Source organism: Legionella nigrisilvae (assembly GCF_977063395.2).
The window spans coordinates 190,072-203,425 of record NZ_CDRUGZ020000021.1 but is presented as its reverse complement, the minus strand read 5'-3'; the positions used below and the strand labels follow the sequence as shown (position 1 = coordinate 203,425).

Sequence of the window (13,354 nt, the reverse complement as noted above, 5' to 3'; positions counted from 1 at the left end):
GCTATGAGTGTATTATTATTTCCAGGACAAGGATCTCAACACAAAGGGATGGGAAAGGAGTTATTTACATTATTTCCCGAGATGGTGGAGCAAGCAAATCAAATCCTCGGTTATGACATTAAGCAAGCTGTATTCAGCGAAGTAATAAATCAAACACGATACACTCAACCACTCATTTACTGTATTTCGGTTATGGCTTGGCTTGAGAGAAAAGCTGATTTAAAAGTGGATATGGTGTTGGGACATAGTTTAGGGGAATATGCAGCACTGTATGCCTCTGAAGTTTTCGATTTTGCGACGGGATTAAACATCGTTAAACGCCGCGCAGAATTGATGAGTGAGGCTAAAGAAGGGGCCATGGCGGCAATTGTAGGAATAAGTCCGACACAAATCCAGGAGATTATCGAAAAAAAACAACTGTCGGTTGTAATTGCTAATTATAATTCCCCAATGCAAACCGTAATTGCAGGAACCAAGCAATCAATTGATGCCAGTTCCAAATTATTCGTTGAAGGACGCTTTATTCCCTTAAAGGTAAGCGGTGCATTCCATTCACCCTTGATGCATGAGGCTGCTGAAACCTTTTATTCTTATCTCAAGGAATTCAAATTGAATCCACCGCGATATCCCATCATCTTCAATGCAACCGCACGGGCACATGTTGATTGTCCAATAGAGATGGCGAAACTACTTAGCCAGCAGTTAGTGAGTCCTGTATTTTGGCATCAAAGCATAGAATATTGTTTAGCTTTGGGATATTTGGATTTTGTTGAGCTGGGACCAGGTCAGATCTTAACTTCCTTGGTGGATGCGATTCTTCACGATCCAGTAATAACAAGTGCCGTCAACTGACTCCAGGGGCTCAGTAATCTGATGTTGTTTGCGATACTCATCCACCGCTCTTTGGCATTCAGTAAAGCCACCATAATCATCAATAATGCAAATACCATTTTGCGCGAGCTTGGGATATAAGGTGTTAAGCACATCCAACGTGGATTGATAAAAATCAGCGTCAATCCGCAAAAGAGCAATCTGTTCAATTTGCTCTTGCATTTGCGGCAAGGTGTCTTTAAACCAGCCTGGCATTAATTTGATGGTGTCATCATACAAATCATATCGTTTGAACGCCTCTAAAAGATCCTGATGAGAAGTTGAAATTAATGATTCTTTTTTAATATAGGTCAATGAATTGGCGAGAGCAAAAATCTTACTTAAAGTAGTTTTATCATATTGTTCATTAGGAAAGGCTTCCATCACATAGTTCGCCAAACGTTGTTGAGATTTTTTGGGCAAAAGCCTTCTGATTTTTAATAAACTTTTAAGACGAATTAATTTAGAATAAGAAGTCACCAAGGAGCTTGATTCAGGGAATAAATCAGCACCCCAAACATTCCTTTTGGGTACGTCCTGATCACCATAAACATTCAGACAAGCTTTTAAATACAATAAAGCACCGCCTCGCCAGCATCCTGCTTCAACAACATCCCCCACTACACGGTTACTCGTTATATGTTTGATTGATTGTTCTATATTATCTAAGCGCTTAGGACCGATAAGTGTTCTTACTTGTCCGTTCGTCATAAATGACCTAAAGGCTTTGGTGGAAGCAATGTTAAATTGCCAGTGGTCTGGTTGAGAAGTGTCTAATGAACCAGTAAGTGATTTTTTAATTACAGTGAGATACTTTTCTGCGATTTTATGTAGTGAATTCATTGTATATTATAAGTAGCAAACAGATTAAATGGATTAAGAATGAAACGACTCATTGAATATTCCGCCCAGTTTTCCGGGAATTATTATACAGATTAACTTATTGTTTTGTATCAATTAATATGAGGTTTGATTGAAAAAAATTAGATACCGCGCATAAAGCGCGGTATCTGGAAATCCAGTCTTGGCCTAAAATTGATACGCAGTACTTTGTTCGTATGGGGTATTGATGTCTACACCGTAGGTAGCCTGGCCAAATTTTCTTAATGTTTCCCATGAGTTGGGAAATTTATAAGGATCAAAATAGTGAAAGAAACGATATACCGCTGAACCATAGCCGATAACATCTCCCTTGGTGTTGGTTGTTACATTGAAATGAAGTTGTAATGGTTTTTTTAAGCCTTCTACTTTCGCTAAAAAGTCTTCTAATGATGTGGTTTCTTTGACGTGCTCCACAAGCGTATTTTTTAGTTCTTGCCACTCCTTTTGATTTTGTTGGGCTCGGGCATTGATTAATTGAACTTCAAATTGTTTCGGATCGAGATCATCTATAACGGGGACGGGGACGGATTTTACCCGGGATTTAGCCTCCTCAACTGAGTGTTGCTTTTTTAACGCTGCGGTTTCCATTTTCCCACAATTAGGTAGACCCGCGTATGGCAAAGGTTTTTCTCCGGATAAAACGCGTTCCAGATTTCTAAAATTGTGGAATTTTTTGTGCAGTCTTGTTTGTTCTTCTTTGGATTTATAGTCTATATGCTTTAAAAATTCATTCTCATCGCGATAGGTCTTAATCAGAAAACCATCAGAGTTCCAATAATCTCTACTGACGATTTTATCGGCGATTTTCTTAGCATATTCAGACGCGGTAAGTTCAAGATGGGTTTGGACTTCTTTAGTCCTAGAATATGAGGTCTCATCCTTTACCTCTTCAGTTAAAACAAATGTGGCTTTCGCATGAGGATCTACTCCATGTGCGATTAAAGCTTGAATTATTGCAAGATGTTTATCGATCGATTGCATCGAATCATCAGTCCGAGTCATCTTATCCAGGTAGAAATGCAACAAAGTCATATTTTTTGCCGATACTTTTATCTTACTACTATAAGCATTACTGCTGAACGGATCAGTATAAAAAGTACGCTCAATGGTTTTATCAAACTCCGCTCCTTTCTCTTTGAGAGTCGATAGGAGTTTTAGAATATCGAGTTGTCTTAATTTGTTATCTTCTTCAAATAACTGAAAAATTAAATAGAAGGGAGAATGTTTCGCACGATGGTTTAATGTCGCTGTACCTGCTTTCTCCAATAAGAAATAAAATAGATTTTTAAACCCCAAATTCATCGCAGCCATCAAGGGGACGTGTCCATTATTCGGGTTCGTTACATCAAGGGTAGCCCCGTGATCAAGCAGTGTTTTTACGATTTCGAATATGGCTGCTTCTCGTGCATTATGACGATATAACACTGGAGCTGATATCACTTGCATGATTGCAGGTAAATTAAGCGCATCAGAAGTTTGAGGATTGGCTCCTTGTTGCATTAAATAGTTTAGTATCTGTAATGAATTTTCTCGGCCATCAAGAACAGCCATAATTGCTGGATTAAGAACACTCATTCGGCTGATGTCACCTGCTTTTTGAATGCTACCTGCAGCAAGGATTATATTTCGAACTAAATCTATGCGACCAGCGGCAATTGCAACATGAAGAGGAAGCTCATTTAAATACTGCTTTTTAGGAATTAATTTTGCGGTTTTAAATTCTTCAAACAACTTTGGATGTTGAATGAGCTTTTCCCAAGTGAATATGGGACTCTCTTTATCGGTCATAACCCATTTAAATATTGATACTTTATCCTTAGAAGAAAATGGAGAAAAATAATCATTTGCGAGAAGATCCAGTACAGAAGGCAGGTCCGGTTTGGGTTTGAAAAAAGGGCTGGCTCCAAGCTTTACTAACAATTGGAACACTTCAACAGAACCTGAATTTATTGCTGCTTCCAGAGGTGTGTATCCTAAATAAGAAGACTCATCAAATAAATCGAGTGTTTTGGATTCTTTAAGAATTTTCTGTGCTTGATCTTCAATGGCTTTTAATTGCTTCTTTAGTTTTTTCTCGGTTCTAGCATTTTTACTTATTGTTTTTAACAATTCTCTTAAGGACTTGCCCATGAATTTTCCTAACCCTTCAAGTTTATAAAAATTTAAAATTAAAAATCATTTTTTAATCTTCATGCGCAGTTTATCACCGAGAATAGGGTTCCTCAACCGACCATTGAATTGCAAATAAGTCAACAGTTTTTGGGTATCTTCATTGAATGATTAGTAGGAATTTTAGAGCAGGGCTAATACCTAAGTCGCTTTACTTTTAAAGGGGTTCCCGTCTTACATCGCTATATTTTTAGCAGTTTCTGAAAAATCGGGGACCACGATGCTCTCATCGCTGCAGACCGCTTCCATTTTGGCTTGAAGTTCCTTCTTCCAGTCAGTTGGATTATCACCTTGGATGCCAAAAACTTTTCTTAAACCTTCATCCTTAGAGATTTCATTAATTAAATTTATAGCGGATGTTGTTGATGTAGAATAGGATTGCATAATATTGGTTCTTGTTTTACATACAGTCTTAAGTAGGAGGTTAATGGCCTCTTCTAGTTTTTGTTCGTCTCCTTTCATGTAATAAACACTTATTTTTATTAAATTTTGTTTAATATAATTCTCTTTTTTATCTTTAAACTTTCCTTCTTCCTTATTCACCAACTCCTTTTGAAGATGAATAGGATTAAGTTCAGGATTTTTTTGCAACATCATGCGAATTTCGTCTTCCGATAAATTTGCGTAGGGATTTTCTGGAGATTTACTCACTAATACTCTTTGTTCAACCGGGGACAAACTAGCGACCGGGGCATGGACAAATTGCTCTTTTTGTTTGGCATACGCTTCCATCATTTTTTGCCAGCCTTCCTGATATCTTGAGGCAAATTGTGGATCTAAGTTCATTTGTTGTTGATAAAATTGATGAAAATTAGGTGGATTAGCAACAGTGTCTTTACTCGGAGGTGATACCTGATAACCAGGGATCAGATCCAATGCGTATTGAGCTGGTCCAAGCACCTCATGCAAGCTATGAAGCCCTCCGCTTACCATATACGCAGATACCGCGGATAAATAGTGTTGCTTTGCTTCAACACTTGTAAAATTCCCATAGTTTTCCATGATCCCCATAAATAAACTGGTCATCCCGGATGGCCCTGCGGCATAGATTGCATCATTTTCAATTAAGTCGCGAGTAAAGGGTGCATCTAGATTTGGTTCTTGATACTTTGAATCAGGAGTCCAGCTAGAGCGGTCTACATCCAGTCCCTCTTGATTTTGCCCTACACGCATAAGCCCCATTTGGCTTGAGAACGTATTAGGTAGACCTCCTTCGCGCCCTCTTGTTGGATCCGCTCTAAATAATTCGGAACCATATATCTGGATATCAGAAATAAATTTTAATTTCATGCCATCGAATTCTTGAAAAAATGCTTGGGGATTATCTCGATATTCTCCATTGTTGTATTCTTTGACTAATTCAAGCATTTTCCCTGTCGGCGCATTCCTATTAGGAGGTAGTATCGACTCGGGTAGTTTTCTCATCCACTTTTGCGCAAAGAGAAATTGGATAAACATGATTTGATTAAAATCATTAGGGTCATTTCTTTGTAAAATTTGTTTCACTTGATCTAGATTAATTTGTACTGGCTGGGAGCCAAACCCAGTCTGCTCTTTTCCGCTTGTCAAATTTTCTGCAAATTCATCCAAAATATCCCCGTAGCCCTGGTGTTCTATTTGTTCAAAAACATTTAATAAGGCTTGGGATACATGGTTAACGGATTCCATCATTTTATCCGTCGGATTCTTGAGTAATGCGATTTGCATTTCTGATTCAAAACGCCTTGCTAATGGATTTTCATATTTTTCTTGTAGTGTTTGTTGATAGGCACTATGTTCAATAGTTGAAGCAATGTCACGAAGCAATGTTTGGTGTTCCTCATTTGTAATTTTTTCTGCAAGAGTAGTTAGAAGAGTAGCAGCTTTCTTTGGATCCTGTTCATGATTTTCAATTAGGATTTTCATCTCTTCTATAGTGTTCATTTCTTTCATTGCGTCACGGGCATTACTATCGTTTTTTTCAAGCTCCATCAAGTTGTACAAAGCAAAAAAATAGGCTTCAGATTTTGATTTGAAGGGCGATTTTTCTACTTTGATATCATGTGCAATAGCTTGTAATCTTTCTTTTGCCTGCTGTACACTGAAACGTTGATCGGCATCAGGATGAGTTAAACCGAGAACCAGCGCTTTAAATTTTTGACCTTTGGGGGATTGAAATACGTCCTCATCACACTTCAGAAAATCTGGATGATCTTTAGCTTCTTTAGGAACATGGTTAATCTCTCTTCCTGTTAAATAACAATACAAGCTAAGACCCATAAGATAGGAATGTTCTTTCTCTGCAGAAAAGGATAATGCTCCAGCATGATCCGCCTGTTCAAATTGTAAGGAACGAAATCCCAATGTATATTGTAAATAACCTTCTCGTTGTATTTTAACCGGATCGACAAGTCCATTTTCGGTATTTATGAACGATTTTGTATCCGCGATAAGCACCTGATCAAATTCGGTCACTAAAAAATTTGTGGGCTTCGCATCCGGAAAAAAAGCATTATTTGCTTGAAAATTTAAAAAAGTATCAGCCATTTGGCCATAAATATTGACTGCATTCAAAATTTGGATTTCTTTTAGCTGAGCAAGTATTTTTTGTTTTTCATCCACTAAAACTTCAGCTTCAACTGAAACTTCATCTGCATCTGTGAGTTTAAATTCATCGTATAATTTTTGTAATTCTATCTGGTCTGTCTCTTCAATGGTGCCTGCAATATCTTTTTCAATGAGTGCAATTTTTGCTTGGATTTTCATGCCATGAGATAATACATCCCCTTTAGCGCAAAACTGCGTCAGCTCAAGACTATACATGTAATCACTAAAATACTGCTGTATGGCTTGTTGACCCGCATATACTTCTGCAATATTGTCCCTAACAGAGGTTTCTTTAAGACGTTCATATGCTTTTCGGTAATTTCCTTTATGGGGGGTAATTTTTAATACTTGTCTCAAGCCGGTTTCATTGTCTGTAAGCAAATAATTTTTAGAATTTTCACCACCTAAAAATTTTATTTCATATTTTTCTATTCCTGGGATTATTGGGTCAAATTCTTGATGAAATGTTTCAGCATCAAACTCACCGGGGTTAATAAGCATCGTGGTAATTTTTTTTACGTGCTCAAAGCTTAAATTGTCAATGGTTTGAGCCAAATCGATATCTTCAGGGGGGTAAACTTTAGAACGTAATTGAGGATTATTTTTTACTATGTTAAACAAGCGGTTATTTATTCTACCTATAAGATCATTTAATTTTTCTCTATCTGAGGTAGAAATGGTTTCCGATGCAATTAAATCACGAAGAGATCGTTTTAATCTAGAAAGTTGGTAATAATTTTCTTCGGTATTTTCAGAAACGATTCTAGGATCGAGTTCTTTCAATAAACGAGTTGCTTTTCCTATTGCTGGTGATGTTTGTGTACCGAAAATTTGTGAAAAGAAATCTGGCTTGTTTTCTTTTTCAAATAATCCAGCTGAAGGGATACTATCAGTCTTTTTACACGTTTCAATGTCCCATTGATTAATTTGTTTCGCACTGAACCCAGGACACCCTAAAGTATTCAACTCATTGCGAATTTCTCTGGATAAATCTTGATAAAATTTAGTGTAAGGAAAGTTTGTAGCGATTATTACAACGGCTATGGTACCCCCAATATTCGCATCAATTTTCAGTAATTGTTGGCGCACCTGTAATAACGCTTCCGCTTTTTGGGCATGTGCAGCTAAGTTATAAACATCAATTAAACGATTTAATTTTTCTATATCCCGATTAATATCGTCTATATAAGTATCCTCATCATCTTCTTTTTTAAATAACTTGGCTTTATTTATCATAGGGCACCACGCAGTGTAAATTAGGTGAGTGTACTCACAACAGGCCGATCCCATTTGCTATTAATATAGCTTTGTAGGGATTGATCCATTTTATCCGTTAGCTCGAGCTGGGCTCCCGCTTCGAGAAGAGTATTAACTAATGTCTCAACTTTATGGAAGTTGGGCTCCTCTTTGTCTACTTCGCGGAATTCATGTAATAAATTCATTAGAGCGGTTCGTCCCGATTTATCTTGTTGATTCACATTGATCCCTTCAACATTAGTAAGCAGCCAGTTGACCAATTCAGCGTTGAGTGACATCAATGCATAATGAAGAACATCCTTTCCATATTGATCCTGCAATGTCACATTTGCACCTTTTTGAATGAGTAGCTTAACCTGTTCCGTATGTCCTTGTTCGGCTGCTAACATTAATGGGGTTTTTAAATTAAGGTCTTGAGCGTCGAGATAAGGATTCCTCGCAAATTGCCCTAGCATGGATCCTTTGCTGTACATCGCGGCATAATGAATCGGCAATCGACCATTTTTATCAGGTATAGCTAATAAAGCTTCATCTTTGATTAGAACGTCTACACATTCGCTTTGGTTATTTAAAATTGCAGAATGAAGTGGAGTATGAGTAGCTGAATTCTTCATCTTAAGAAGGCTTGGATAATCAAGGAAATCTTTAAGAATGTCAGTAAATCCATTTTCAGCCGCAATATGTGCTAAGGTATTATCACTGTCATCAGTTGCATTGATACTTCTTGGATTATCAACCCATAGGTCATAAAAAATGGTTTGCTTTCTTTTTAAGAGACACGGTTTATCTTTAGCTAAAATAGACGGTGGCATGGTCAGGGCTAAATGAGCTGGGGTTTGATGAAGTCGAGTCGGTAAATTAGATTTGGCGCCGTGCTCAAGTAATACTGTTGTGGTAAGTGGGTAGCCATAAAGTGCAGCAAGATGCAAGGGAGATAATTGGCCATTTGTGACAACATTAACTGCACTTCTATCTTGTTCTAATATCTTATTCAAGTAGAGATCATATCCCTTCTTACTGGCGTATTGTATCGCATTCATACCACCTAAATGATCAAATTTTTCAGAACACTTGACGACGGGAATGTCAACAACTGTATCAAGAAAATGAGAAATCTCTTGTTTTAAGAGCGTTAGTTTCTTATCCGCCGTAGTCGAATTTTCATAAAGAGGTTGTTTACTAACATTCTGTAAATACCATAGCTCAACTTTGCTTACGTCGCGCGGAGCAAGCTTTTGAGGATTTAAGGATAAAGATTTAAGTAGCTCTTCCCATTTTGACACGTTATTCTCCAAATAAATTTAAATGAATTAGTATTTATATCATTATAAAAATATTGAGGTTAATTTATAATCAAAAACTTTTTTATAAGTATAATACAATCTAAGCACATTGTTTGTTTATTAAGCAGCAGCCTATCTTGGATAGAGAAGAAATTCTCTTGTTCTTTAAGCAGGGCCTTTGTTTAGGAACAACAAAAGAATATAGAATTTAATTGTTCTAAAAATGTAGCAGCCTCTTTGGGCTCCGGGTAATTTTGAATGGGTATTAGCTCAGGATATTGTTCAACCATCCAACTCATTGTACTTTCCCAAGCACGATTAATATTTCTTGATATTACTTGATCGTTCCTAAATAATTTAAAGAAATCGCTATAGTTTCCTGCATGAGGTCCATCCGTTTTGTAGTTAGGTAATAAGCCTAAGCGCTCATGAATCACAGTGAGGGTTTCATGAATACTATGGAGCCCTCCACCTACCATAAACACGATAATTGCTAAAATATAATGGTAGTGCTCTTCCAGGGTTTGAAATTGCCCCATGAATAACATACTGGCACTTAACAAAGAGGTCATTCCAGATGGGCCTGCAACATAAGGGATGCCACGATGAATAAGAGACTGAGTGTACTTTGAATCCAAATCTGCTTCCTGACAAATGCAATCAGGATTCCATGTCGTTTCAAATGAGGGGAATTGTTTACGATCCTCTTGATTGATACAGATACCTAGCTTTTTGGAACTACAATATTTAAATTCGCCTCTACCCCTATCATGATATAAGGGAAATGAAGAATAATTCCAGAAAAAAGTACCAATATCCGTCTTATTTTCTAAAATAAATTGTCTCAGACTCCCTTCATATCTAAAGCCTTTGATATGCATTTGAGATTGTAGAGGGAGCTCAAAATGAAAATAAACATCTCGCATAAACATAAAATGAATTAACATGATTCTTGCGAAATTTCTTCGTTCTTTAAGCGTTTCTATAATCTCCTTAATATCTGGAGTCATTGAATAGCGTCCAAAAGCCAAAGCGAGCTTTGGCTTTTGTGGTTCACCAGGATCAGGACCTAAATTTTCCAGAAAAACGTCGAAGATTTTTTGATCATAGTTTGATTCTATAAATTGAATGATGTTGTTACTTACTTTATTCATACAATCCCAGGTTGTTTTGCTGAGATTTTGCAACATGACTGTTGCGATATTGGATTCAAAAATACGAGCTATTCGGCATTCAAGATCTTCAGTATGGATCTTCGGCTTTTTAAAGTAATTTAGAAAATCAGAATTATTCGTTGTTTCAATCACATGGGTAATAAAATATTTAAGAGGTTCTGAAATGTTTGGATGTTGGCTTAAATGGTGTTTTAAAGTGAATGCCAGGGTCACAAAAGATTGCTCATGATCAAGAAAAGAATTTTTTAGATCAGAAATTATTGACCGAATAAATTGGTTATCCTGGGCCACTGCTGCCTTATGCAAAGAGAGCTTTGTGATGATCAAAGCAAGTACGTTAAGTTTTTCTTTGCCAGGCAATTGGCGCACTTCCTGAAAAAAATCTCGCATAAGTTTTCAAAATAGCAGTCAGATTTCCAAATGGTACCACAATTCACTTCGATTATAGATTCATAAATCAACACAAGGCATCAAACTCAACTATACTAACTGCAGAGATGTACTATTAACGACCATCATTGGTAATATATAACTGTGGAGTGTCAAATGTTAGTAAAAAATATTCAAAAGATTTTAATGATTTTCATTATGAGCAGTTTTGTATCGAGCTCTTTTGCTGCTTGGGGATATCATAAAAGCTCTACGAAGTGCTATAACGGTACATGTTATCATAAAAGCGTTAATAAAGGTTGTGCTAACGGTAAATGCGGTAAAGTACGGGCGGGGACTATCTGGCACAGATAATAGAGAAATTCTTATTCTTCGTTTGGAAAAAAGTCAATTTGGCGCACCAAATGATGATTTGATTTGTTTACACAACTCTTTATAGTACTAACTCTGCTACTACGGCACAAAACAAGACCACAATCCAGGCTTGAACACGCCAAAATTGCAGCAAGAGAAATGCAGTCATGGCTAACAAATAATCATTTAATGAGAAAATTGCACTGGTCCAGACGGGTTGGTAAAAAGCAGTGAATAAAAGACCCACTACGGCGGCATTAATTCCTAATATTGCTCGTTGCATGGATGGATGTTGACGCAAATTATCCCATAAAGGCAATGCTCCGATTATCAATAAAAACGAAGGCAAGAAAATAGCAATTAAAGCAACCAAGGCTCCAACCCATCCATTCGGGGTATTGGTTGATACAGCACCAAGGAAGGCTGCGAATGAAAAAAGGGGGCCAGGTAAGGCTTGTGCTGCACCATAACCAGCAAGAAAAATAGAATTATCAACCCATCCAGTAGGGACAACTTTCGCTTGTAGTAAAGGCAAAACTACATGCCCTCCACCAAAAACCAAAGAACCTGCCTGATAAAAGGCATTAAATAGTTGCAAAGGGTAATTTGCGAGGTAAGAAGATAACCAGGGTAATAAAGTGAGTACAATAAAAAAAACAAGCAATACAATGATTCCAGTGCGTTTACTGAGATTAACTGTTAATTCACTAGGAGGGAGTGATTTTTTGGGAGAAAGAAAAAATAAGCCAAAAAAGCCACCAATTAGGATCATGAGTATTTGTCCGCTGGCATGTGGAATCATGCTTGAGCCGATGCAGGTCAATACTGCAAGACTTGCTCTGGTTTTATCAGGGCATAAAGCAAGGCTCATTCCCCAAAGTGCTTGGGCAACAACCGCCACCGCCACAACTTTTAGGCCATGTAGCCATGAAGGGTTATCATGAATGCCTATCTGGATCAGAGCAAAACCGAACATTACCATCAATAAAGCCGAGGGTAGAGTAAATCCAAGCCAAGCCGCAGCTGCACCCCGAATACCGCCTTTGGATAGTCCAAGAGCAATACCCACTTGGCTACTCGCAGGTCCAGGCAAAAATTGACATAATGCGACTAAATCGGCATATGCATGGTCGCTTAACCATTTTAACCGACCCACAAATTCATCGCGGAAATAACCCAGATGAGCTATTGGGCCACCGAAGCTAATGCATCCTAGCTTCAGAAAAATTAGGAATATTTCTAATATTGGGAGGTGTTCTTTTTTATACTTTTGGTTAATCAAAGACCTCTCCATAAGTATATAGTTTTTGTGAATTTCAGAGAGAAGCCTAACATTAAATGATGAGGCTCCACAACAAACAGGATCTCCTAAATGTATAGTGGCCTACTTTAAATAGATAGGCATGAATTATGTATGGAAAAAGAAAACTTAGCTTGCATTAAAAATTTTTATAGCTAGGGCGTTGCTAGGATACTGTGTTCTTTTGCGCATATCTTCCAAACTGGTGAAGAAATTAAATGTCCAATTGCAATCTTGATAAGCACCTGTATGTCGTCCAGATGTTGTCCCTGCGTCTCGCTCAAGAAATCCTTTTTCAGAATCTGAATCTGCAATATTTACCAAGGCATGAATGGGATTAGATGCATCCCTCTTAACCAGGCAGATACCCTGATTTAAGCCAATATCTTTAAAAGAACAATCAACAATTTTATATTTTTTTACACTTCTTAACGCACGAACAAGTAATTGAATATCTGCTACTTGTGTACTCGCCTTAATTGTAAAAACAGATGTTTTTTTAGTATATGAAATCCTGACATTGTTCTTATTCAGGGTATTATCATATTTGTGAAGGAGACTCAAAATCGCTTTTTTTTCATCTCGAGCATTCATTTTTTTTGTACCACAGGATAATGGAATTAGATACATCACATTCTGTTTGGATTTAGGTTCAGATTCTGATTTAAAATTCGCAACTTTATCCTGCATAGCGATTACATGCTCTGTTGATGCCAAGCAAGAAACCGGCAAAGTAGGGGATTTAGATGTTCTTGAAATAATATAGTGAGTTTTATCGATCTTTTGTTTTTTTACCATAGAAGTATTCACTGCCACGCTACTCCCTTGAAACATATAGGATGAATAACCGGATTCCCGGGAAGTATGTGGAGGGGGGGTGGAGTGCCGCTCCATAAATTGGTCAATTTTTCTTTGTTCTTCTTCATCTTCTATGCAAACAAGGCTCGTGCCCACTTCTTTATAATAATGCTGTTCCTGTTCACTTGGGGGGAATTTTCTTTTCATGGTTATCTTGGTAAAAAAAAATCAAAACGATTAATTATAACCCAATATTATATGGAAATTAAGTTAAGAACAATAAAAAGAGC

8 protein-coding genes are annotated in these 13,354 nt (G+C 37.3%); 1 reads left to right on the top strand and 7 read right to left on the bottom strand.

All coding sequences use genetic code 11. The features are described 5' to 3' along the window. The first annotated feature begins 3 nt into the window (after positions 1 to 3). Positions 4 to 852 carry an ACP S-malonyltransferase gene (gene fabD / locus ACWTE2_RS12090; RefSeq protein ID WP_454785529.1) on the top strand — a complete coding sequence of 283 codons (849 nt, stop codon included), beginning with the start codon at positions 4 to 6 and terminating at the stop codon, positions 850 to 852. On the opposite strand, the gene ACWTE2_RS12085 is transcribed toward fabD, so the two are convergent. The 7 genes from ACWTE2_RS12085 to ACWTE2_RS12055 all read right to left on the bottom strand — a co-directional run bounded on the left by ACWTE2_RS12085 (position 793) and on the right by ACWTE2_RS12055 (position 13,271). Continuing rightward, a complete protein-coding gene (locus tag ACWTE2_RS12085; protein ID WP_454785528.1) occupies positions 793 to 1,713 on the bottom strand; it encodes a TylF/MycF/NovP-related O-methyltransferase in 921 nt (306 codons plus the stop codon). The two genes, fabD and ACWTE2_RS12085, sit on opposite strands and share 60 nt — an antisense overlap. A gap of 186 nt (positions 1,714 to 1,899) precedes the next feature. Beyond that, positions 1,900 to 3,882 carry an ankyrin repeat domain-containing protein gene (locus ACWTE2_RS12080; protein ID WP_454785527.1) on the bottom strand — a complete coding sequence of 661 codons (1,983 nt, stop codon included), beginning with the start codon at positions 3,880 to 3,882 and terminating at the stop codon, positions 1,900 to 1,902. A 213-nt stretch (positions 3,883 to 4,095) separates the two neighbouring features. After that, positions 4,096 to 7,743, bottom strand: coding sequence for a hypothetical protein (locus ACWTE2_RS12075; protein ID WP_454785526.1), 3,648 nt, complete (start codon positions 7,741 to 7,743; stop codon positions 4,096 to 4,098). Positions 7,744 to 7,763: 20 nt separating this feature from the next. Then, positions 7,764 to 9,047, bottom strand: coding sequence for an ankyrin repeat domain-containing protein (locus ACWTE2_RS12070; RefSeq protein ID WP_454785525.1), 1,284 nt, complete (start codon positions 9,045 to 9,047; stop codon positions 7,764 to 7,766). A gap of 182 nt (positions 9,048 to 9,229) precedes the next feature. Next, complete coding sequence (locus tag ACWTE2_RS12065; RefSeq protein ID WP_454785524.1) at positions 9,230 to 10,612, bottom strand: hypothetical protein; 1,383 nt, start codon at positions 10,610 to 10,612, stop codon at positions 9,230 to 9,232. Between the two features lie 433 nt (positions 10,613 to 11,045). Beyond that, positions 11,046 to 12,248, bottom strand: a complete 1,203-nt coding sequence (chrA, locus tag ACWTE2_RS12060; protein WP_454785523.1) for a chromate efflux transporter — start codon at positions 12,246 to 12,248, stop codon at positions 11,046 to 11,048. A gap of 147 nt (positions 12,249 to 12,395) precedes the next feature. Next, entirely contained in the window at positions 12,396 to 13,271 is an 876-nt protein-coding gene (locus tag ACWTE2_RS12055) for a hypothetical protein (protein ID WP_454785522.1), read from the bottom strand. Positions 13,272 to 13,354: the final 83 nt, after the last annotated feature.